Annotated in this window: 24 protein-coding genes; 8 read left to right on the plus strand and 16 right to left on the minus strand. The window is 34.7% G+C overall.

Annotation, left to right across the window (positions count from 1 at the left end):
- Positions 1-7: 7 nt before the first annotated feature.
- From ACFFLS_RS10650 to mraZ, 8 genes are all read right to left on the minus strand, one after another.
- Positions 8-346, minus strand: coding sequence for a four helix bundle protein (locus ACFFLS_RS10650; RefSeq protein ID WP_379684954.1), 339 nt, complete (start codon positions 344-346; stop codon positions 8-10).
- An 89-nt stretch (positions 347-435) separates the two neighbouring features.
- Positions 436-1,767, minus strand: a complete 1,332-nt coding sequence (gene murD, locus ACFFLS_RS10655; RefSeq protein WP_379684953.1) for a UDP-N-acetylmuramoyl-L-alanine--D-glutamate ligase — start codon at positions 1,765-1,767, stop codon at positions 436-438.
- Positions 1,768-3,000 carry a phospho-N-acetylmuramoyl-pentapeptide-transferase gene (mraY, locus tag ACFFLS_RS10660; protein WP_379684952.1) on the minus strand — a complete coding sequence of 411 codons (1,233 nt, stop codon included), beginning with the start codon at positions 2,998-3,000 and terminating at the stop codon, positions 1,768-1,770.
- 79 nt (positions 3,001-3,079) lie between these two features.
- Positions 3,080-4,543 (minus strand): UDP-N-acetylmuramoyl-L-alanyl-D-glutamate--2,6-diaminopimelate ligase, encoded by a 1,464-nt coding sequence (locus ACFFLS_RS10665; protein ID WP_379684951.1) that lies wholly within the window; start codon positions 4,541-4,543, stop codon positions 3,080-3,082.
- The gene (locus tag ACFFLS_RS10670; protein WP_379684950.1) at positions 4,540-6,549 is read right to left on the minus strand and encodes a PASTA domain-containing penicillin-binding protein; all 2,010 of its coding nucleotides are present in this window, start codon (positions 6,547-6,549) and stop codon (positions 4,540-4,542) included. The genes ACFFLS_RS10665 and ACFFLS_RS10670 overlap by 4 nt, the downstream gene beginning before the upstream one ends.
- Complete coding sequence (locus tag ACFFLS_RS10675; protein ID WP_379684949.1) at positions 6,540-6,887, minus strand: FtsL-like putative cell division protein; 348 nt, start codon at positions 6,885-6,887, stop codon at positions 6,540-6,542. The genes ACFFLS_RS10670 and ACFFLS_RS10675 overlap by 10 nt, the downstream gene beginning before the upstream one ends.
- Positions 6,888-6,908: 21 nt before the next feature.
- Positions 6,909-7,817, minus strand: a complete 909-nt coding sequence (rsmH, locus tag ACFFLS_RS10680; protein ID WP_379684948.1) for a 16S rRNA (cytosine(1402)-N(4))-methyltransferase RsmH — start codon at positions 7,815-7,817, stop codon at positions 6,909-6,911.
- Positions 7,792-8,265: a division/cell wall cluster transcriptional repressor MraZ gene (gene mraZ / locus ACFFLS_RS10685; protein WP_379684947.1), complete on the minus strand. Its 474-nt coding sequence runs from the start codon at positions 8,263-8,265 to the stop codon at positions 7,792-7,794. The genes rsmH and mraZ overlap by 26 nt, the downstream gene beginning before the upstream one ends.
- A 377-nt stretch (positions 8,266-8,642) precedes the next feature.
- Here mraZ and ACFFLS_RS10690 point away from each other — a divergent pair, with 377 nt between their 5' ends.
- Entirely contained in the window at positions 8,643-9,407 is a 765-nt protein-coding gene (locus ACFFLS_RS10690) for an alpha/beta fold hydrolase (protein WP_379684946.1), read from the plus strand.
- Positions 9,408-9,450: 43 nt separating this feature from the next.
- Positions 9,451-10,071, plus strand: coding sequence for a ribosome biogenesis GTP-binding protein YihA/YsxC (gene yihA / locus ACFFLS_RS10695; protein WP_379684945.1), 621 nt, complete (start codon positions 9,451-9,453; stop codon positions 10,069-10,071).
- Positions 10,072-10,189: 118 nt separating this feature from the next.
- On the opposite strand, the gene gldC is transcribed toward yihA, so the two are convergent.
- Both gldC and gldB read right to left on the minus strand, forming a co-directional pair.
- Complete coding sequence (gldC, locus tag ACFFLS_RS10700) at positions 10,190-10,525, minus strand: gliding motility protein GldC (protein ID WP_379684944.1); 336 nt, start codon at positions 10,523-10,525, stop codon at positions 10,190-10,192.
- On the minus strand, positions 10,525-11,484 hold the full coding sequence (gene gldB, locus ACFFLS_RS10705) for a gliding motility lipoprotein GldB (RefSeq protein WP_379684943.1): 960 nt from the start codon (positions 11,482-11,484) through the stop codon (positions 10,525-10,527). Before gldB ends, gldC begins: the two co-directional genes overlap by 1 nt.
- A 98-nt stretch (positions 11,485-11,582) precedes the next feature.
- On the opposite strand from gldB, the gene nadE reads away from it, so the two are divergent.
- A complete protein-coding gene (gene nadE, locus ACFFLS_RS10710) occupies positions 11,583-12,389 on the plus strand; it encodes an NAD(+) synthase (RefSeq protein ID WP_379684942.1) in 807 nt (268 codons plus the stop codon).
- A gap of 92 nt (positions 12,390-12,481) precedes the next feature.
- On the plus strand, positions 12,482-13,111 hold the full coding sequence (locus ACFFLS_RS10715) for a LuxR C-terminal-related transcriptional regulator (RefSeq protein WP_379684941.1): 630 nt from the start codon (positions 12,482-12,484) through the stop codon (positions 13,109-13,111).
- 91 nt (positions 13,112-13,202) lie between these two features.
- Here the strand turns inward: ACFFLS_RS10715 and dnaG are convergent, their stop codons facing one another.
- From dnaG to ACFFLS_RS10740, 5 genes are all read right to left on the minus strand, one after another.
- Positions 13,203-15,272: a DNA primase gene (dnaG, locus tag ACFFLS_RS10720; protein ID WP_379684940.1), complete on the minus strand. Its 2,070-nt coding sequence runs from the start codon at positions 15,270-15,272 to the stop codon at positions 13,203-13,205.
- Positions 15,273-15,400: 128 nt separating this feature from the next.
- Positions 15,401-16,447 carry a porin family protein gene (locus ACFFLS_RS10725; RefSeq protein WP_379684939.1) on the minus strand — a complete coding sequence of 349 codons (1,047 nt, stop codon included), beginning with the start codon at positions 16,445-16,447 and terminating at the stop codon, positions 15,401-15,403.
- A gap of 30 nt (positions 16,448-16,477) precedes the next feature.
- Positions 16,478-17,194: a hypothetical protein gene (locus tag ACFFLS_RS10730; RefSeq protein WP_379684938.1), complete on the minus strand. Its 717-nt coding sequence runs from the start codon at positions 17,192-17,194 to the stop codon at positions 16,478-16,480.
- Positions 17,181-17,741, minus strand: a complete 561-nt coding sequence (locus tag ACFFLS_RS10735; protein WP_379684937.1) for an RNA polymerase sigma factor — start codon at positions 17,739-17,741, stop codon at positions 17,181-17,183. Before ACFFLS_RS10735 ends, ACFFLS_RS10730 begins: the two co-directional genes overlap by 14 nt.
- 195 nt (positions 17,742-17,936) lie before the next feature.
- A complete protein-coding gene (locus ACFFLS_RS10740) occupies positions 17,937-18,914 on the minus strand; it encodes a polyprenyl synthetase family protein (RefSeq protein ID WP_379684936.1) in 978 nt (325 codons plus the stop codon).
- A gap of 159 nt (positions 18,915-19,073) precedes the next feature.
- Here ACFFLS_RS10740 and ACFFLS_RS10745 point away from each other — a divergent pair, with 159 nt between their 5' ends.
- Positions 19,074-19,934 carry a hypothetical protein gene (locus ACFFLS_RS10745; RefSeq protein WP_379684935.1) on the plus strand — a complete coding sequence of 287 codons (861 nt, stop codon included), beginning with the start codon at positions 19,074-19,076 and terminating at the stop codon, positions 19,932-19,934.
- 80 nt (positions 19,935-20,014) lie between these two features.
- On the opposite strand, the gene rlmN is transcribed toward ACFFLS_RS10745, so the two are convergent.
- On the minus strand, positions 20,015-21,058 hold the full coding sequence (gene rlmN, locus ACFFLS_RS10750; protein WP_379684934.1) for a dual-specificity RNA methyltransferase RlmN: 1,044 nt from the start codon (positions 21,056-21,058) through the stop codon (positions 20,015-20,017).
- Between the two features lie 436 nt (positions 21,059-21,494).
- Here rlmN and ACFFLS_RS10755 point away from each other — a divergent pair, with 436 nt between their 5' ends.
- From ACFFLS_RS10755 to ACFFLS_RS10765, 3 genes are all read left to right on the plus strand, one after another.
- The gene (locus ACFFLS_RS10755) at positions 21,495-22,088 is read left to right on the plus strand and encodes a YceI family protein (protein WP_379684933.1); all 594 of its coding nucleotides are present in this window, start codon (positions 21,495-21,497) and stop codon (positions 22,086-22,088) included.
- A gap of 204 nt (positions 22,089-22,292) precedes the next feature.
- Positions 22,293-22,658 (plus strand): hypothetical protein, encoded by a 366-nt coding sequence (locus ACFFLS_RS10760; protein WP_379684932.1) that lies wholly within the window; start codon positions 22,293-22,295, stop codon positions 22,656-22,658.
- A 111-nt stretch (positions 22,659-22,769) separates the two neighbouring features.
- Entirely contained in the window at positions 22,770-23,411 is a 642-nt protein-coding gene (locus tag ACFFLS_RS10765; protein ID WP_379684931.1) for an O-methyltransferase, read from the plus strand.
- The last annotated feature ends 18 nt before the right edge of the window (positions 23,412-23,429 follow it).

Consider the following 23,429-nt stretch of genomic DNA (forward strand, 5'->3'; position numbering starts at 1 on the left):
TCGGTTTTTATTGATTTATTCTTTTATTTACTGTTTTTAAACTGCTTACAAAAATTGCTGTTAATTCATTTGCTTCTGTCAGCGCTATTTCTAGTTCTTGTTTAGCAATCCACATCTTTTCTTTTATAATTTCCAGCCAGAACAAAGTTTCATCTGCTTCTTCTAAAACGATATTCATTTTAGATACAAATTCCTTATCACTTCTGGCTCTACATACCGCTCTATAATTTGCTCCAACAGATGTTCCACTCCTTACTATTTGATTAGTAATTACTCTAATCACATTCGTATTTGGCATTTTCTCGGCCAATTCAATTATCATTAAAGAGAACTTTTTTGTTCTCATTTTCATCTCATCCGTCGTCATAATCAAAAAGAACTTATATTATTTTTTAAGTCAAAGCTTAGAAAAAATCTAAACTCTAAAATCTAAAATTATAAATTGTGTACTGCTTGCTTAAACTGTTTTCCTCTGTCTTCGTAGTTTTCGAATAAATCGAAACTTGCACAAGCTGGAGACAATAAAACAGCATCGCCTTTTTCTGTTAATCGTTGTGCCGTTTTTACAGCATCGTTCATATTATTAACTTCAACCATAATATCTACAACAGCACCAAAAGCATCAATAATTTTTCGGTTATCGACTCCAAGACAGATAATTGCTTTTACTTTTTCGCGTACTAACGACATCAATTCATTGTAATCATTTCCTTTATCAACACCTCCTACGATCCAAACAGTCGGAACATTCATACTGTCTAAAGCAAAAAAAGTAGCATTTACATTTGTTGCTTTAGAGTCGTTGATATACTGTACATTCTGAATTTTCAGAACTTTTTCTAAACGGTGTTCAACACCTTGAAAATTAGATAAACTTTCGCGTATTGTTGCATTTCTAATTTGCATCAATTTTGCTACAGAGCTTGCTGCCATGGCGTTTTTCATATTATGTTTTCCTTCTAACGCAATGTGTTCTGTGTCCATTGTAAACTCTTCTTGGTTAATCTTTATTTCCATTTTGTTGTTATTTATAGAAGCCCCTTCGTCAAATGTTTTAGACAGTGAAAAAGGAATTAATTTTGCTTTTGTTTTGTTGTTCTTTAACCATTCTGCACTTGCTTCATCATCTGCATCGTATATGAGAAAATCATTTTCAGTCTGGTTCATCGTTATTCGAAATTTCGAATTGATGTAATTTTCATACTTGTACTCATACCTATCCAAATGATCTGGGCTGATATTGGTAATAATTGCAATATCCGGCTTATAGTTTATGATTCCGTCAAGCTGAAAACTGCTTAATTCAAGAACGTATGCATCGAATTTATTTTCGGCAACCTGCCAGGCAAAACTCTTTCCTATATTTCCGCCTAATCCTACATTAAGTCCGGCCGATTTCAGTAAATGATATGTCAACATAGTTGTTGTCGTTTTACCATTACTTCCTGTAATTCCAATTGTCAAGGCCTCTGTAAAAGGTTTTGCAAATTCTATTTCCGAAATTACTTTTACTCCAGCCGCAATGAGCTTTTTAACTATTGGAGACTTTTCTGGAATTCCTGGGCTTTTCATTACTACATCAGCATTTAGAATCAAATCTTCAGTATGCTGTTCCTCTTCCCACGGAATTTTATTAATGATAAGAACTTCTTTATAGCTTTCTTTTATTTTTCCGAAATCGGATAAAAAAACATCGTATCCTTGTTTTTTACCGAGGATTGCGGTTCCAACACCGCTTTCTCCTCCTCCTAATATCACCAGCCTCATCTATCTCAATTTTAATGTAACAATCGATAATATGGCTAGCATTACAGCAACAATCCAGAAACGGGTCACGATTTTACTTTCATGATATCCCTTTTTCTGATAGTGATGATGCAGAGGCGACATCAGAAAAATTCTTCGGCCTTCGCCAAAACGTTTTTTAGTATATTTAAAATAACTTACCTGAATAATTACTGAAGCGCTTTCGGCTAAGAAAATACCGCAGAACAATACAATCAATATTTCTTTACGAACCGCAATTGCCAAAACAGCGATAATTCCTCCAATGGTCAAACTTCCTGTATCTCCCATAAATACAGATGCCGGAAAAGAGTTGTACCAAAGAAATCCGATCAACGCACCTACAAAAGCAGAAATAAAGACCGTCATTTCTCCCGAATTTGGGATATACATAATGTTGAGATAGTTAGAAAAAATGATATTTCCGGAAACAAACGTAAAAATTCCGAGTGCGAGGACAGAAATTGCTGAGGTTCCCGCCGCGAGACCATCAATCCCGTCTGTTAGATTGGCTCCGTTTGACACAGCTGTAATGATAAAAATCACAACTGGAATGAATACCAACCAAGCCCATTTTTCGTAACCGTCTCCCATAAAAGACAACACTTCGGCATAATCAAATTCGTTGTTTTTTACAAAAGGAATAGTTGTAGCCGTAGATTTTTCTTCAACACCAGCTGGCACGATTACTGTCGAATTTGCAGCTGCTCTAAAAACATCTGTACGACCAGTATCTGTTCTTACTGTAACTGCTGGGTTAAAATAAAGAACTGCACCAACGATGATTCCAAGACCAACTTGACCAATAACTTTAAAAATACCTTTTAAGCCTTGCTTATCTTTTTTGAATATTTTGATGTAATCGTCAACAAAACCGATTGTACCCATCCATAACGTTGTCACAATCAAAAGAACGATATAAATATTATGCAATCTTGCAAACAATAAAACCGGAAGCAATGTTGCAAAAATGATGATCAGTCCACCCATTGTTGGCGTACCTGCTTTTTCATTCTGACCTGCCAAACCAAGTTCACGCACCGTTTCTCCTACTTGTTGACGACGCAAAAAGTTGATGATTCTTTTTCCATAAATTGTTGACAAAAGCAACGAAAGCATGAATGCCAAAGCTGACCTGAATGTAATGTACTGGAAAACCCCTGTTCCCGGAACATCCAATGTTTTGTCAAAATATTCAAATAAATAGTACAGCATATTTTCTATTTTTTAAATTCCAATTTTGAAATTCCAAATTCCAATCATTTTGGTGGTATTTGAACTTAATAATTGATTCTTATTTGTTTAATTTTTCTAAAATTTCTTTTACGGTTTCCATATCATCAAAATGATGGCGAACTCCGTTTATTTCTTGATAGGTTTCGTGTCCTTTTCCGGCAATCAGTATAATATCTTTAGCTTCGGCTAACTGGCAAGCTGTTTTTATTGCCTGTTTTCGATCTGTTATTCGAAGCATTTTTTTATAATTCTGAGGCTCTACTCCCTGTTCCATTTCGTCTAGAATCGCTTCTGGATCTTCGTTTCTCGGATTATCAGAAGTCAAAATGGCTTTGTCACTCAAATCTGAAGCAATCTTTGCCATAATTGGACGTTTTGTTTTGTCACGATTTCCGCCACAACCAACAACCGTAATCAATTGTTCATTTTTGGTGCGAATGTCGTTTATCGTTTTCAAAACATTCTCAAGCGCATCTGGAGTATGTGCATAGTCGACAACAGCCGTAATTCCTCCTTCTGATACTATATATTGGAAACGCCCCGAAACACTTTCTAAATCAGACAATAGGCGCAAGGTTTCAAGGCCGTCAAGTCCAAGTTCTACCGCGGTTCCGTAAATTGCCAAAACATTGTAAGCATTAAAAGTTCCGATTAATTTCACCCAAACTTCGTTATCATTCACTTTCAATAATAATCCAGACAATTGGCTTTCTAAAATCTGCGCTCTATAATCGGCATAAGATTTTAAAGCATAAGTCAGTTTTTTTGCAGTTGTATTCTGCAACATTACTGTTCCGTTTTTATCATCAATATTCGACAAGGCAAAAGCCGTTTTTGGAAGCGAATCAAAAAATGATTTTTTAACGTCTCTATATTCTGCAAAAGTTGCGTGATAGTCTAAATGATCGTGTGAAAGATTCGTAAAAACTCCACCCGTAAAATGCAATGCTTCTGTTCGTTTCTGATGAATTCCGTGAGAACTCACTTCCATAAAACAGTGTGTAACGCCAGCTTCAACCATTTCATTCAAATAATGATTAATGGAAAGAGAATCTGGTGTTGTATGTGTTGCGGGATATTCAGTTTCATCTACGACGATTTTTACGGTTGACAACAACCCAACCTTAAAATCTGCTTTTTGAAACAACTGAAACAATAACGAAGCAATTGTCGTTTTTCCGTTTGTTCCTGTTACTCCTACTAATTTTAGCTTTGCAGAAGGATCACCAAAATAATTAGCGGCCATAAAAGCCAAAGCAGTATTGGTGTCTTTTACTTGAATATAAGTTACCCCATTTACTATATTTACTGGAAGAGTATCGCAAACAATTGCTTTTGCTCCAAGCTGAATAGCTTTTTCGATGTAATCATGTCCGTTTGAAAGCGAACCTCTAATTGCCACAAAAACATCATTTGCTTCTACTTTACGTGAATCAAATTCAATTTTATGAATAGCAATATCTGTAGAACCTTTTACAGATTCTATTGCTGTTTTATATAATATGTCTTTTAATACTTTCACGATAATTCTAATACAATTGTTGCGTTTTTGCTTATTGTTTCTCCAGCCTGAATTGATTGCTTTTTCACTTTCCCCATTCCGTTTACTCTTACTTTCAAACCTAAGTTTTCCAGTAGCGCAACTGCATCCATTCCTGGCATTCCTTTTAAATTTGGAATCTGATTTAATTTTTTGTTTGATTCTTTATCAAACTTTTCATAACTGATTTCTTGTTTTGGAATCTTAGAATCCAACTTTTTTATTTTATTTGTCGATGGCGCATCGGTAAAAATCTTTTGAGCAATTCTCTTGAAAACTGGCCCTGCAACATCTGCTCCGTAATAATTATTCTTGGCAGTATTTGGTTTATGAACCACTACAATACAAGAATATTTTGGATGCTCTGCTGGAAAATATCCCACAAAAGAAGACGCATAATACAATGCTGATTTTCCTTCTTTCCCTCCATAATTCATCTGAGCAGTTCCCGTTTTTCCTGCCATCGAAAAATCTTTCGAATACAATTTAGAGCCCGTTCCCTTTTTTACCACATTAAGCAATACTGCTTTCACTTTTTTTAATGTTTCTGGCGAACAAACTTTTGGGTTTATAACTTCAACATCAAATTTTTTGATGGTTTTGTTCCATTCTTTAATCTCAGATACAAACTGCGGTTTTATCATTACACCATCATTTGCAACTGAATTGTAAAATGCTAAAGTCTGCATTGGCGTTACCGAAACTCCGTATCCAAAAGCCATCCACGGAAGTGAAACTCCTGACCAATGTTTATCTCCTGGTTGCGGAATATAAGGTCTTCCTTCTCCTTTAAAATGCAATCCTAGCGTCTTATTTAATCCGTAACTATTAATGTGATTTACAAATTTGGACGGATTGTTTTTGTATGCCTCATAAACCGCCTGAACCATTACAGTATTTGACGAAAGTTCGAATCCGCGGGCCAATGAAACTTTTCCATATCCTCCATTATGCGAATCACGTACCGATCTTCCGTAATATTTAACTACTCCGTTGTGACTGTCATAAACTGTACTTGTATCAGCTACTTTGTCTTCTAAAATCGCCATCAAATCAACCAATTTAAAAGTCGATCCAGGTTCGTGAGACTCTGCTATCGCGTAATTTGTTGTCTCATAATAAGATCCGTCTTCTGCTCTTCCTAAATTCGAAATTGCTTTTACGTAACCCGTTTCTGTTTCCATTACTACCACACAACCGTGATCTGCTTCATAATCTTCCAATTGCTTTAGAAGCGCATGATGGGCAATATCCTGAATAAAAACATCTATGGTCGAAATCACATCATAACCGTCAATAGGATCCACTTCGTTTACATCGCGAATCGGTTTCCATTGTCCTTTTGCTATTTTCTGTTTTAAGATTTTGCCGTCTTTTCCGTTGAGGTAACTTTTAAAAGCCCATTCAATTCCTTTTCCAACTTCTACTCCAGTTGCTGGATCAATACGGTCATAACCAATGGTTCTCTCTGCGATTTTACCAATTGGATGTTTTCTAACCGTTTCCTGTTCTATGATAATACCGCCTTTAAAAGCTCCAAGGTTGAATAATGGAAAACCTTTAATCTTAACATAGTCCGTATAACTTAAATTACGGGCAATCAAATAATAGCGGTTTTTATTTTCGCGTGCTTTTCTTAATTCTTTTTCAAAATAAGCGCCAGGTCTGTCAAAAAATACTCCCAAAGAATCTGACAATAATTTTACATACTTTTCGAAAGTTTCCTGTTTTGGAGCTTTGGCATCAAAACGAATTTCATAATTCGGAATTGAAGTCGCCAAAAGGCTTCCGTCTGCAGAATAAATATTTCCCTTATTGGCCGGAATCACAAAATTCCTAACAGTTCGTTGTTTTGCGAGCTTTCGGTAATGATCTCCCTCAACCCATTGAATATTGGTCAATTTAACAACAATAGCAATTGCCATCAAAAAGATGAAAACTGCTACGAGGTAAATTCTGTAGGATATATGTTTATCGTCTACTGCCATATTCTTTTAAAGAAACTTTTTTCTTCTTCTTTTTTAACTTCTATTTTAACCGGAGGCACCGTTGACGGAAAAATCTGTTTTTCTAACATTTTATCCGAAATGGTTGACTCCATTTTTAACTTCATCAATTCTGAACGTCGATCTACAAACTCAGATCTTAATTCTTTTACTTCATTATTTAATTTTGCAATCTCAAAAACCTTCTGCTCGTATCGCTGTGTATTTGCAATCATCAAAATGGCCAGCAAAATTATAAAGACAATAAACCGCCAGTTTTTAACCGCATCTTCATGAATGAGGAATCTTGCTTTTAATATGCTGAATATGCCGCTTTTCATCTTTTTATACCTTAATATATATTATAACTTTTCAGCTATCCTTAATTTAGCACTTCTAGCTCTGTTGTTAATCTTGATTTCCTCATCATCTGGAACAATCAGCTTTCCTATTGTTTTAAACGGAACTGAATAATTTCCGAAGAAATCTCTTTCTGGCTCTCCTTCAAACATTCCGTTTTTGATAAATCTTTTTACCAAACGATCTTCTAATGAATGGTAAGAGATTACCGAAAATCTCCCACCTGGTTTTAAAATTTCTAACGACTGCTCAATAAATTCTTTTAGAACATCCATTTCCTGATTTACCTCAATTCGAATTGCCTGATAAATCTGAGCTAAAACTTTGTTTCGAACTTTCTCTGGTAAAAACTTCTTCAGAACATCTTTCAATTCTTCAGTCGTTTTAATAGGATAATCTCTTCTTGCCTCAACAATTGTTCTTGCCAAAACCGGTGCGTTTTTCAACTCCCCATAATCAAAAAAAACACGACGTAAATCCTGTTCTTCATATTCGTTCACCACTCGGTAAGCATTTAAATCATTCTTCTGACTCATCCGCATATCCAGCTCGGCATCAAATCGGGTTGAAAAACCTCTTTCTGGAACATCAAACTGATGTGATGAAACTCCTAAATCTGCTAAGATTCCATCTACTGCTTTTACTCCGTGAAAACGCAAAAATCTTTTTATGAACCTAAAATTCTCATTTATTAACGTAAACCTCTCGTCTGGCAGTGCATTGGCAAGCGCGTCCTCGTCTTGATCAAATGCAAACAGCCTTCCGTTCGACCCTAATCTTCTTAAAATTTCTTTTGAATGACCACCGCCTCCAAACGTAACATCTACATACACGCCATCTGGTTTAATATCTAAACCATCAACTGTTGGATGAAGCAAAACCGGATTATGATATTCCATCGTCGTCGTCATTAATATTTCCCATTACTTCTTCGGCTAAATCTGCAAAATCCATATCTTCGCCGCTTATTGATTTTTCGTATAAATCTTTATCCCAAATCTCAACAATATTAACCGCAGATGAAAAAACCACATCTTTAGAAATACTGGCAAACGTTACCAAATCTTTTGGCACCAGTAACCTTCCTAATGCATCAACCTCAACCACTTTAACACCAGCCGTAAACCTTCTAATGAAATCGTTGTTCTTTTTCACAAAGCGATTAAGCTTGTTGATTTTTTTCATCATCAAATCCCATTCTTCCATAGGATATAATTCTAAACACTGTTGAAAAACAGAACGCTTCAAAACAAATCCGCTTTGAAGAGAAGCAGTCAATTGCTTTTTCAAAGCAGCTGGCATCATCAGCCTGCCTTTTGCATCGACTTTACATTCATATGTTCCAATAATTGTGTTCAAAAAAACGCGTTAACATGTTATACAGCAAAAATATAAAAAATTTTACCACATTCTACCACATTCTACCACTTTGTTAATAAGTTTAACCACTTTACTACCACTTGGCTTAATTGCTGAATAATCAATACTTTGCGTAATAATCAGCGTACAAATAAAATCCTTTAACAATTATAAAAATTACATAGTATTTCTCTTAAAAAAATAATTATAACACAACGATTTTAACATTTACAAAACAAGGCAATACTAGTTTTAACTATTGATTTTTAAGTACTTATAAATTCTACTGAAATTATGTAGTTAAAAAATGACAGCAAAAATTCATTTTTATTTAATTAACCCTATATTTGTCGAAATTGAAATTGGCATTAGATTAGATGGACAAACACTACAAAAAAGAAGGCAAATACAGCTATTTTGAAGCTGGAGAAGGAACTCCTATCGTAATTCTTCACGGGTTAATGGGTGGTCTTAGTAACTTTGATGGTGTAGCGCAATATTTCCCAACAAAAGGGTATAAAGTGGTAATCCCAGATTTGCCAATATACACGCAGAGTATTCTAAAAACAAACGTAAAAAGCTTTGCTAAATACGTTAAGGATTTCATTACTTTCAAAGGTTTTGACAAAGTAATCCTGCTTGGAAATTCACTTGGAGGCCATATCGCTCTTTATCATACAAAATTGTATCCAGAAAAAGTCGCTGGTCTTGTAATAACAGGAAGTTCAGGACTTTACGAAAGCGCAATGGGAGACAGTTATCCTCGAAGAGGAGATTACGAGTACATCAAAAGGAAAGCTGAAGATGTATTTTATGACCCGAAAATCGCAACTCCAGAGCTAATTGATGAAGTGTATGCAACTGCAAACGACCGCATCAAACTAATCAAAACATTAACGATTGCCAAGAGCGCAATTCGTCATAATATGGCAAAAGACTTGCCAAAAATGGAAGTGGAAACTTGCATTATTTGGGGTAAAAACGACAATGTAACACCACCGAATGTAGCTGAAGAATTTCATAAATTATTACCTAATTCTACTCTATACTGGATCGACAAATGCGGTCACGCCGCAATGATGGAACATCCTGATGAATTTAATCAAGTTCTCGAAAAATGGCTCACTGAAAAGAATTTATAGCCATTGAATTTATTTTTTTTAGGAGGTTTTAAAACAAAGAAAAATGAAAATTAACACCGCCGAATTTATTATTAGCAATTCTGATGTAGCAAAATGCCCGAAGGATTTTTTGCCAGAATATGCATTTATAGGAAGATCAAACGTAGGTAAGTCATCGTTAATCAACATGATTACCAATAATAAAAATTTAGCAAAAACATCTGCAAGACCAGGAAAGACGCAATTGATTAATCATTTCAAGATTAACAACAATTGGTTTTTGGTCGATTTGCCTGGTTATGGCTATGCTAAAGTTTCAAAAAAGACAAAATCGATTTTTCAAAAATTCATTACTGACTATTTTGAAACAAGAGAACAGCTAGTTTGTGCTTTTGTTTTGATTGATATTCGCCACGAAGCGCAGAATATTGACATCGAATTTATGTCGTATATGGGAGAAAGCGAAATCCCGTTTTGTATCATTTTTACAAAAGCGGATAAAATCGGAAAAATGAAAATTCAATCCAATATCGCTGCTTACAAAAAACAGATGTTTGCCAACAACTGGGCCGAAATGCCTCAGTATTTTATAACCTCTTCTCTAGAATCGTCTGGAAAAGAAGAACTTTTAGCTTACATCGACGAAGTAAATCAAGAAGTTTTTAAAAACAATAGCGGGTTTTAAATTAAAAAAAAATCCCAATACTGAAATTCCAAATTTCAAACTTTGGAAATAGTCAAATAAAAAAATCCAAATCCCAATTGTAAAACTTGGAATTTGGATTTTTTTTATTGGAATTTATTTACTTAGTCAATTCCAGCTTTTCAGCAAAATAATCGCAGAAATCTTTCATTGTATCTGCCATTTTCTCGTCGTCTGTTGCACGTTTAAAAGTGTCTGACATTGCTACTAAAGTTTGGTGAAAGAAAATCTTCATTTCGTCAACCGGCATGTCTTTTGTCCAAAGATCGATTCGCATGGTTTCTTTTGCTTTACTGTCCCAGATCGAAAGCATAATCGCTTTTGCTTCTTCTTGTTCTACACCACCGTCTTGAGCTGTCCATGATAATTTTTCTGGAACACGGTTTTCGTCTAATTCTATATTGAATTTAATTTCTGAGTTTATTGTATCTGCCATTATTTCTTAGGTTTATATTTAGATTTTTCGAAAATTTCTTTTGGTTCAATTTTAAACAATTCAGCCAAAGAAACATTATTATTATTTTTCATGTACGATCTTACAATCTGCCATCCTATCCAAGCACCGGTACGCCCTGGTGAATCGTTATCAATTTCAAGATAAAATTTTGAAAAAGGCGCTGGAGTTATAAATCGGGTATTTAGTTTTGGATCTGCACTGTACAGCATCTGACTTTCTATAAAATAGCGCCACATATAACTTTCGTTTTCTTCGCACCATTTTATCTGTTCAGGTGTGTATCCCATTTTTTCTGCATCGGTAAACTCTGGAAGCAACAAATCTTTTGCAAACAATTGTTTTCCTTCAAATATCATCTGCGAAAGCAGCGTTTTATCACTTGAAGCTGGAATATTTCGATACGAAAAACTCGAAACTACATCTGGCATAATTTGTCTTTCTTCAAAATTTTGTTTTAGATAAGTCGGAAACTGATAAAATTTATGCTCTTTTCCTAAATACAATTCTAAGGCAACAATCACTAAACTGTCTGCATAAATTGCCTTTGCGTTATAATCCATTTCTCCGATAATGGTAATTACTTTTGGAGTTTTGGTTTTTGGAAAATAATATTTTAAGTGCTGAAAAAGATTGTTGAACTCTTTCTGAACCGGCTCAAAATTACCGTATTTTTTTTGCACTTCCTGATATACTTCACGCCAGATAGGTTCTTGCATTTTTGCAAGCCAAATTTTATCGTCGTTGCCTGTCGGGAAAAAGAATGGATATTGTTTCTTTACTTTTGGAAGATTTTCGGGTTTTGATTCAAAAAACACCTTATCAAAACGCTCTACCTTCACATCTACTGGGATTTCTTCCACTTCTTTTTCAACTTTAGTTTTTTGCTCGCAAGACAAAAAAAACAAGGACAGAACCACGGCTAGGCGATATATTTTCATTTTATTTTAATTAGATTTGTGTTACCAGAATTTAAAGTAATGAATACTAAAAATAATTCTGCAAATATACATCCCTGTATCTTAAAACTTGAACTATTATGGCTAAAAAAAGCACAATTCAGACAGAAAAAGTAAATAAGCATATTGTAGAGTGGCTGAAAAATTATGCCGAAACTGCAAAAGTAAATGGATTTGTAATTGGTATTTCAGGAGGAGTAGATTCGGCAGTAACTTCAACCTTATGCGCTCAGACAGGATTGCAAGTTTTATGTGTAGAAATGCCGATTCATCAAGCAGAAAGCCAAGTCAACAGAGCCAAAGAACATATTGAACAGCTGAAAAAACGTTTTCCGAATGTTTCTGATGTACAAACCGATTTGACAGCTGTATTTGAATCTTTCAAAAGTGCAGTTCCAACAACAGATGATACCGCAAAAGTAAATTTAGCTCTTGCCAATACACGTGCACGAATCAGAATGACATCACTATATTATTTAGCCGGACTTCATGGTTTGCTTGTTGCAGGAACAGGTAATAAAGTTGAAGATTTTGGCGTAGGTTTTTACACAAAATACGGCGATGGCGGCGTCGATTTGAGTCCGATTGCCGACTTAATGAAGTCAGACGTCTATGCTTTGGGAGCATTTTTAGCCATTCCTGAGTCAATTTTGACCGCTGCACCGACTGATGGATTATTTGGTGACAATCGTACAGATGAAGACCAATTAGGCGCAAGTTACGACGAACTTGAGTGGGCGATGTTGGCCGCGGAGTCAGGAAATACGGTAGCTGACTTCGATGGGAGAGAAAAATCTGTCTTCGAAATTTATAAAAGATTAAACACCAGTAACAAGCATAAAATGGACCCAATTCCGGTTTGTTTGATCCCAAAAACGTTAAAATAATTTTTTTAACATTTGTCTGCAATTAATTACAGAATTTATTTATTAATTTTACAGTTCCAAAAACATGAACAATTCTAAAAAAGGTAAAAATTATGATTAAAGTATGTCTAGCAGACAATCATCCTGTGACGCACTTTGGCGTTAAGTCTTATTTCAAAGACCACGATCAAATTTCAATTGTTGCCAATGTAGGCAATTTTTCAATGGTTAGAGATATCCTTCAGACGAAGGAAGTCGACATTCTGATTCTAGATTTAGAATTAGAAGGCCTCTCAAGTATCTTTGAGATCAAATCTATCCTAAAAAATTTCCCAAAAACAAAAATTGTTATTTTCAGTGATCTAGCTGAGCAGATGTATGCTCCAAACGCTATCAAAGCGGGAGTTTCCGGGTATGTACACAAAACAGAAAAACTTGAAACGTTAGGTCACTCTATCATCAAGGTACACGAAGGTAAAATTATCATCAACGAAACAGTTCGCAAAAACATGGCCCTTATTGCTAAACAAAGCAAAAGCGAACGTTTGTACAGAAAACTTTCTAATCGCGAGATTGAAGTTCTACGTTACTTAAGTGATGGTAAGAAAAACAACGAGATTTCTAAAATCTTAAATCTGAACGAAAAAACGATCAGTACTTACAAATTAAGATTATTAACTAAATTAAACGTTACTAATTTAGTTGACTTAGTAAACAAAGCTAAGACTTTAGAAATTATCTAATTACATCGGCTTGCTTAAACCTTTTTAAGTAAACGAAAATTTCACAAAAACTCTATATAGCCTGATAAATCAGGTTTTATAGAGTTTTTTTTTATGAATGATACGGAACAACTACTCTTCCTAGTTTTTTAGAAAAATTATTGAGCAGTTTAGAATAGTCTACTACCATGCCCAATATTTCAGAATTGTCTTCTTGAGGTTCTGTCAAAAGTGAATTTTTTAATTCTGATATAATTTTAGACACCAAAAACCATCTCAGTGAAAAAATAGTATCTGATACATTTTGCTCAATAGTGACATTTTTATGCTTCGGAAAAATATTCTGTCCTTCCCAATTATGAATGACAACTTTTTCATCTTCCATCAAAATATTCGTTACCTCCTGAGCAAACTCGGGTTGTAAATGCATCAAATATTTATCTAAACTGAAAGTTTCATTCTGATTATAAAATTCAATTATATTATTGTAAATATCCTGAAACAAGCTATTTGACAACTCCACCTCGTCTTCTTGAAGGCTGAGATATATTTTCTGAAATACTTTATATTCTCTTTTTTCAGACACTTCCTTTACATTTCCTTCTTCATCTGCTCTTAAGAAAACATCTTCAAAACTTTCTACCACACTTCCGTACAACAAAAGCAGCTCTATAACCTTTCTTTCAAAACCATATAGAATATCTACTTTTTCGGCTTGTGGTTCTGTCGGATACCCAGAGTCGCCAGGATAATAATCATCTGGTGGTCCTGTTCTTGGATCTTCTGGATCTCCGCCCGAATATCCTGTATTTTGAGGGGTATTTCTAACAACTTCAAAAGGTTTTTGCTCCTGCTTTTGCTTTTTATTAGCTTCTGCAATATCTTTCTGAATCAGCTGGGCTAAGGTACTTACCAAAACCTGCTCCGAAATATCCATAATTCTGGCACATTCCTGAATGTAAACTTCTCGCTGAATACGATCTGGAATTTTAGAAATACTGACTACCATGTCTCGTATCAAATCGGCTTTTCTGATAGGGTCGTTTTTAGCTTCGCCCATTAAAATCGAAGCTTTAAACTGAATAAAGTCCTTACTGTTGTTTTCTAAATAAGCAACCAATTCATCATGAGAATTTTTTCGTGCAAAACTATCAGGATCTTCTCCATCAGGAAAAGAACAAACCCTCACATTCATACCTTCTTCCAGAATCAAATCGATTCCTCGTATAGAAGCACGAAGTCCTGCAGCGTCTCCGTCAAATAGCACTGTAATGTTTCGCGTAAGCCTATTAATCAATCGAATTTGGTCCGGCGTCAAAGCTGTTCCAGAAGAGGCTACAACATTTTCTATTCCGGCCTGATGAAACTGAATCACATCTGTATACCCTTCTACCAAATAACAATTATTATTTTTGGCTATCGATTGTTTGGCCTGGTAAATTCCATAAAGCACTTTACTTTTATGGTAAATATCACTTTCGGGTGAATTCAGGTATTTTGCTGCTTTTTTGTCATTGGTTAAAATACGTCCTCCAAAACCTAAAACACGCCCTGACATACTTTGGATCGGGAACATTACACGACCTTTAAATCGGTCAAACGGACGATCTTCTCTTGCAATGGTCAAACCAGTACCTTCAAGAAATTCCATTTTATAACCTTTCCCTAATGCTTCTTTGGTCAAAGCGTCCCAAGTTTCTGGCGAATATCCTAAACTAAATTTTTTGATGGTCTCATTGGTAAATCCTCTTTCCTTAAAATAAGACAATCCGATTGCTTTTCCTTCTTCGGAATTAACCAAAACATCCTGAAAATATTTAGCCGCAAACTCTGAAACCAAATACATACTTTCTCGAACATCAGTCATTGCTTTTTCTGCATCTGTCTGCTCAGTTTCTTCAATTTCGATATTGTATTTTTTGGCTAAATATCGAATGGCTTCCGGATAAGTAAACTGAGAATGCTCCATCAGGAATTTAACCGAATTCCCTCCTTTTCCTGTACTAAAATCTTTCCAGATTCCTTTTGCAGGGGAAACCATGAATGATGGCGAACGTTCGTCTGAGAATGGACTAAGACCTTTAAAATTACTTCCTGCGCGTTTTAAATTCACAAAATCGCCAATAACCTCCTCAACGCGAGCAGTTTCAAAAACAGAATCTATGGTGCTTTGTGAAATCAAAATGAAAATTGTTTTTTAAAATTTGAGCCTGTAAAATTACACAAATCCAAGCTGAATTCTGGCTATTAAAATAAAAAAAGTGCCTCTTTCGAAACACTTTTTCCACTAACTAAACTCAAACTTTATTCTTAATTTAAATCGAGACGCAATCCCAAAGAAATATTATTTTCTTTAACCGAATTATCCTGAAACAACGGATTCAAATCGTATTTAAAATACAAACTCAAATCTCTGTAACCGATATACGAACTTAGTCCGTAAATAAAATTGTTTACGTTATAATCGCCTTTTATTGTGGTTTTGTATTTTAAGTCTTCTTCTTCAAATTTCAGAATCTGTTTCGATTTTACATTGATTCCTGCATATCCTCCAATTCCGAAACGGAAACTTTTATGAGTTCTGAAATATGTTTTTCCGTTGCTTTCTTTTGGTCGAGTAAAATCAAATTCTAAATGCGCCGGAAGCACCAAATAAACATTTCTAAAACGCGACTCTGTCATATGAACATCATTATCTTCTAAATTGGTCTGATTTCCATTTACAACAAAACTGCGGTTATTGGTTGGACGAATATTATTATACATCAGCGACAAACCATATTTTGCATGAAGCAGATTGTCATTTTTCATCAGACGCGAATTGTAGGTAAATCCCCACTCATAAAAATGCGAACCCATAAAGCGGTAATTTGAATCCTGAAGCTTTCCGTCGGCCAACATATTATTAAGTCCCATTGCAAAGACAAACTGCGAAGTCGTTCTTTTTTCGCCACGAATAGAATCTTTTCTTTTATTCTTATCCTGATCTTTATTCCAACGAATAACTATAGAATGCTTTCTTTTTAAAGAATCGTCCTTAATCTTGCCATCGACTTTTTTCTGTACCAGCTCGTTAAGTTCATTTTGAGCCAAAGTCACTTTTTCTTCAATAATTACGGCTCTTGCTTCTGCCAATTCTTTTTTGCGCTTATCGGCTTGTTCTTGTGTTATTTTGCCTTCAGACAACTGTACGTTTACAGCTTCAACTTCTTGTTTTAAAGTCTCTTTTTCTTCTTTTGTAATTTTTTCAATTTTATTCGCTATGCGTTTTGCTTCAGACTCAAAGGTTTCCTGTCCCACTACTTTGCTTACTAATAACAAGAAGAAAAGCAGTAGATGAATGGTAAAATTTCTCATGATTGATTGTTTAAAATGATTGATTATTGATTATTGGTCTTTCTGGTTTCTGTTAGTCAAAGCGACTTTTACTTCCTGAAAGTTTTTGTTGACTTTTGTAATTACTTTTTCCCTAAAAGAAAGTTCCAGTTCGCCGTCTACCTGATTAAGCAAATCGGCTGCATTGATTTTAACTTTTGCTTTTTTAGTCTGATTTTCGGCCAATACTTTACTTTCAGCCGTTTCTAATAACTGATCGATGTTTTCTTTTTTAGGATTTTCAGCAACTACAGATTGATTATTGATTGATTCTTTTGATTGATTGTTTTTGATGACGATTGAAGACTCCGCTATTTTATTTGATTCATTTTTAATGCTATTATTTAAGATTTGATTTCGTTCTTTTTCTTTTTTATTTGAATTTTCTTCTGAAGTTTTTTCAACAACAGCATTTTCTGTTTTTATTACGCCTACATTATTTAGAACAGGCTTGGCAACCGTATCTTTTTCAATTTCCTTTTCAACTACAACTGTTCTTACTGTTTCGGTGGTGTTTTTATTTTGATTGAAAAATACAGTTCCAACCAATAAGAATCCGATGAAACTGGCGGCTACATACAACCATTTTCTTTTCGACTTTTTCTCTGGCTTCTTTTCTTCTGCTACACTCAACATCGCATCCAATCGGTCCCAAGCTTTGCTGCTTGGCTCAATCTCACGTTGATTTAGTTTTTCACGGAAATCCTTTTCAAAATTATTCGGTTCCATTGTCTTGTCTTTTTAAAATATTAATTTGTGTCTGCAGCATTTTTCTAGCGTGCGATAACTGTGATTTTGATGTGCCTTCGTTAATCCCCAACATCTTTGCTATTTCATTGTGTTTATAACCTTCAATAGCATATAAATTAAAAACCATTTTATAACCATCCGGTAAAGCATCAATTAAATACTGAATCTGTTCTACGGTAAACTGACTGTCGATTTCATTAAAACTTTCCTCAACAAAAAATTCATCTTCGGCAAATTTTACTTTTTTCTGAACTCTTAAATACGAGATGCATTCGTTAACCATAATCCGGCGGATCCAGCCTTCAAAACTTCCTTTATGCTCAAAGTTTTTTAGATTCGTAAACACTTTCATAAAAGCCGTTATCATTACATCTTCTGCCAATTGAATGTCCTTTATATATTGTCGGCAAACGCTTAACATTTTCGAAGAAAACTTACCATAAATCTGCTGCTGTGCCTGTCGATTGTTTTCGACGGCAAGCTTTATGATTTTGGTTTCTTCTTGATATAACTGGATAATTTTCATTAACAGCTTTTGGTTTGTTTTTGGTTTTAGAAATAGACTTCTATTAGCATAGACGATTGTCGATTTAAAATGGTTGCATGGGAGGAAAAAATTTTCAAAAAAAATAAATCCCAAATTCCAACACACAGAAGTACACAACTGACTTACAACAAAGTAAGTCAATTATCTAATTGACAAATTTTCTAATTAAAAAAATTATTTCTTTCTTTCAATAACGTAGTTAACCATCAAAGTCAGCGCCTCTTTATACTCAGAATCTTCGAAGTTTTGAAGAAGAGAAAGCGCTTCCTGTTGAAACTGCACCATTTTGTTTTCGGCGTAAACCAGGCCGTTATTATTTTTTACAAAGGCAATAACCTCTTTTACGCGTTTTTTGTCTTTGTTGTGGTTTTTGATGGAGTTTATCAGCCACTTTTTTTCTTGTGCCGTACAAGTATTTAAAACATGAATTAAAGGCAATGTCATTTTCTGCTCCTTAATATCTATTCCAGTTGGTTTTCCTATTGCTTCTTCACTGTAATCAAATAAATCGTCTTTGATTTGAAAAGCCATTCCGATAAGCTCACCGAACTTGCGCATATTTTCGACCTGAACAGTGTCTTCTATTACCGCTTTTGCGCCCAGCGCACAGCAAGCCGCAATAAGTGTAGCCGTCTTTTTTCGGATGATTTCGTAATAAACATCTTCAGTAATGTCAAGTCTTCTTGCTTTTTCGATTTGAAGCAATTCGCCTTCACTCATTTCGCGAACGGCAACAGAAATAATCTGAAGCAAATCAAAGTCACCATTGTCAATTGAAAGCAACAAACCTTTTGAAAGCAAATAATCTCCAACCAAAACAGCGATTTTGTTCTTCCAAAGCGCATTGATTGAGAAAAATCCACGTCGGCGATTACTGTCGTCTACCACATCATCATGTACAAGAGTTGCGGTATGAATGAGTTCAATTACCGAAGCACCTCGATAAGTTCTTTCGTTTACCGTACCTCCGGAAACCATTTTGGCTGTTAAAAAAACAAACATCGGACGCATTTGTTTCCCTTTTCGGTTAACGATATAATAAGTAATACGATTAAGCAATGCAACCTTTGAAGTCATCGATTCATGGAACTTTTTTTCAAAAAGTTCCATTTCGTTAAAAATAGGCTGTTTTATTTGTGAGGTGATATTCATTTCGAATTCAAATATACTATTTTAAATAAAAATACGTTGTCTATTTTAGGTTAGGATTATAATATTTTTAACTTCTCAGCCTAAAAAACAATCCAAAAACATTTCAATCTAGTACTAATTTAAGTTCATTAATTAAAGGTAATCACTAAACTATTTATTATGAAAACTAAATTTTTATTACTTGGAACATTAATCGCAATGTCTTTTTTCATTGGCTGTAATTCTGATGAAAAAACAAATGACGGCTCAGTTGCAGCAATTACTAACGAAGAAGTTATCACCAATTCTAAAATCGATGCCTCAATCGAAGACGTTACCAATATCGCTGAAGATCAATTTAATTCACAACTGAATATAACTGCAAAAGCCACCGGACCAATAAAGAACTTTTTACCAAGCTGCGCAGTTATTACAACTGTTTTAACGAATAACACTTGGACAAAAACGGTCGATTTTGGCGTTGAAGGCTGTACATTGAATAACGGAAATGCAGTAAAAGGTAAAATGATCATTTCGTTTTCTAATGATTTTTCATCGTCTACTCATACCATCAGTTATACTTTTGAAGGATTTTACCATAACGGACGAAAATTGCAGGGAAGCAAAAGTATTGTAAGAACCATAAAAGAAACCAATTTGCTGGTTACGCCACACCCAGTTTCTACAGCGTCTATAGATTTGACTATTACTTTTGATGACGGAAACGTTTATAGCCGAAAAGGAAGCCTGGTAAAAGAAATGACCTCTGGCTATGACACTTGGTTTGATTGGGATGATAATGTTTTTGTAGTTACAGGAAGCGGTACTACAACTTTTCCAAACGGAGATACGTTCTCTGCCGAAATTACCACTCCGTTAGAATTTAAAGCATCCTGCAGAAAATCTTTCGCCTTAAAAGGAATTGTTTCCATAACTAAAAACGGAGCTTCTGCCGTTATTGATTATGGAAATGGCGACTGCGATACTATGGCTTCTGTCACTAAAGATGGTGTGACAGAGCAAGTCGACTTAAAAAAATAAGCATCCTTTTTGCCCAAAAAAAGCATTAAAGACAAGAGAAATCTCGTTTTTAATGCTTTTTTGCTTTTTCTTAAAAAAAATTATGCTTCTTTATTTGCCAACTGCCCGCAAGCAGCGTCGATGTCTTTTCCTCGGCTTCTTCTTACTTTTACTACTACACCTATATTTTCTAATGCTTTTATATAAGCCATAATCGATTCTTCTGATGCCTGCTGAAATTCCCCGTCATCAATTGGATTGTATTCTATTAAATTAACCTTGCAAGGAACATATTTACAGAATTTAACCAACGCATCCACAGAAGCTTTGTCGTCGTTGATTCCTCTCCAAACCACATATTCGTACGAGATTTTACTTTTTGTCTTTCTGTACCAATATTCTAATGCTTCTCTTAAATCTTTTAAAGGAAAGTTTTTGCTGAAAGGCATAATACGCGCACGCGTATCATCTATTGCAGAGTGTAGCGAAACAGCCAATTTGAATTTCACTTCATCATCGGCCATTTTTCTAATCATTTTCGGAATTCCCGAAGTAGAAACCGTGATTCGTTTTGGTGACATTCCTAAACCTTCATCAGAAGTAACCATATCGATTGCTTTGATGACATTATTATAATTCATCAAAGGCTCTCCCATTCCCATAAAAACAATATTCGAAAGCGGATGATTGTAATACAAACGGCTTTCTTTGTCTATTGCTACAATTTGGTCGTAAATTTCGCCAGGCTCTAGATTACGCATTCTTTTTAATCGAGCAGTAGCGCAGAAATTACAATCCAGACTGCATCCAACTTGACTCGAAACGCAAGCTGTTGTTCTGGTTTCAGTCGGAATCAAAACAGATTCCACCACCAAACCGTCGTGCAGACGTACAGCATTCTTAACTGTTCCGTCGCTGCTGCGTTGCATGGTATCTACCTTAATATGATTGATTACAAAATTATTTTCGAGCATCGACCTTGTAGTTTTGGCTACGTTGGTCATATCTTCAAAACTATGCGCTCCTTTGCTCCACAGCCATTCATAAACCTGATTGCCCCGAAAAGCTTTGTCTCCGTTAGATACAAAAAAATCTCGAAGTTGTTCTTTTGATAAGGCTCTTATGTCTTTTTTCTCAATTTGCATGCTGCAAAGTTAAGCACTTTTATTATTTTTTTTGTTTTTCGATGTCATTCTTAATCAAAATTCAAAAAACTAGATTCCTTTTTTGAATTTTAATCTTGCCATTTGAAAATAAAACTTATTCAATTATTCATTCCTAATTAAATATTAATATCATAAATACCGGAAATAAGTTGAAACTATTTCATGTAAAAAAATTAAAATACTACAAATCAAAACATTAAACACAAACCGTCTTTTTTAAAATTATTAATCTCCTTCAAACAGCAAAACTCCCCTATTATTAATAAACAATAAATAAAGATTTAATCATGATTTTTATCATCTCTTATGCTGTTCATTCGCAATACATTTGGTACAAGAAAAAGATAGTAGTCTAAGTCTCAAAAACAAGATCAAAACAAACTATCTCAAGGTTTTAACTAAATACCACATAAAGATGAAAACGATCAAATTAATCCTAGCCTTAGTAATTACTACAATGACTTTACAAGTAAATGCACAAAGAAATTACAGTCTAAATACAAGATCAACTTTTGAAGTTGCTGGAACTTCTAACGTACATGATTGGGTAATGAAATCTACAGACGGAGTTGGTACTGCAAACTTAACCGTTAAAGACTCTAAACTAACAGATATAAACAGCTTTACAATTACTATTCCTGCAGAAAGCATTAAAAGTAGTAAAACAAGTATGGATGACGTAGCTTATGAAGCATTAGACACCAAAACACACAAAAATGTAAAATATGTTTTGAAATCTGCTGAAAAAATAAACGAAACAACTTGGACTTTAACTGGAGTTTACACAATTGCCGGAGTAAGCAAAGAATATAAAACACAGGTGAGAATAACTGTTAATAACGGAAATTTCATCCTACAAGGTTCTAATCAAATTACTTTCGCAGATTTCGGAATGGCCGCTCCTACCGCTGCTTTGGGAGTTGTGAGAGCTGGTAAAGATTTAACGATAATTTTTAATATCACTTTGACCGACTACAGTAAAGGAGACAATGTTTTAGTCATTAAATAACTGATTTACAAACCATAAAATAAACAATCTAATTTCGTTAAAAAAAATTTTCATCGCAGTTTAAAAAAGCAAAATTCTGGCACAAGAATTGTCTAGCTCTAGAAGAAAAATAATCTTACTATGAGCTCAGTAAATTTTAAAATTTGTAACTTTATTTTTCAGCCATATAACCTTTAGATTTTATCAACCTAAAAAAAAGCAATTATGAAAAAACAAATTTTAAGTTTAGCGGTTATCGCTTTATTAGCATTCGGAGTTCAGTCATGTGAAAAAAAAGAACCGAAACCAGCTGAAGATGAATTAACACTTGGAAACAAAGTAGATTCATTAACAACAGATATTGAAGAAGTAAAAGACAGCGCTGTTGTTAAAGCCGAAAATGCTGCCGCTAAAGCAAAAGAAGCAACTCAAAAGGCTGCCGATGATGTTGAAGCTGCCGCAAAGAAAACTGCGACAGATGTAAAAGATGCCACCAAAAAAGGTGCTGAAAAAGTTGAAAATGCCGCTAAAGCTGCAAAAGACGGAACTGTAAAAACAGCCAAAGACGTTAAAGAAGCTTTGAAAAAATAAGCTAATCTTATAGATGAACTAAAACCATTCGCCAGAAACGAATGGTTTTTTTATGCAAAATTAAAACAGTATATTTTTGTATTTTTGTATTTTAAATTTGAAAGACGGACCATGCATTTTATATCACAGGAATTAGAAGATTATATCGAACAGCACTCTGAAAATGAGCCAGAATTATTGGCAAAACTAAACAAGGAAACCTATCAGAAGATTTTGCTACCGCGAATGCTGAGCGGGCATTTTCAGGGCCGTGTATTGAGCATGTTGTCTAAATTGATTCGTCCGGTAAACATTCTTGAAATCGGCACTTATACTGGGTACGCTGCTTTATGTCTTTGTGAAGGAATGCAAGAAAACGGTCAGTTGCACACTATTGATATTAAGGAAGAATTGGTCGATTTTCAACGTAAATATTTTGATGCCTCTCCTTGGGGAAAACAGATTTTTCAGCATTTAGGAGAAGCCGTTACTATTATCCCTGATTTAGACGTGAAATTTGATTTGGTTTTTATTGATGCCGATAAAGAAAATTATCTGAATTATTGGGAAATGATTGTTCCGAAAATAAACAAAGGCGGTATCATTTTGTCTGATAACGTATTATGGAGCGGAAAAATCCTAGATCCTGTTCATCCAAATGATGTAAGTACAAAAGTGCTTTTAGAGTATAATTTGCTTTTGAAAAACGACCCAAGAGTCGAGACTGTCTTGCTCCCTATTCGCGACGGATTAACCGTTTCGAGAGTACTTTAATCTATTCGACATTCTAAA

Source organism: Flavobacterium procerum (assembly GCF_042431625.1).
GTDB lineage: Bacteria > Bacteroidota > Bacteroidia > Flavobacteriales > Flavobacteriaceae > Flavobacterium > Flavobacterium procerum.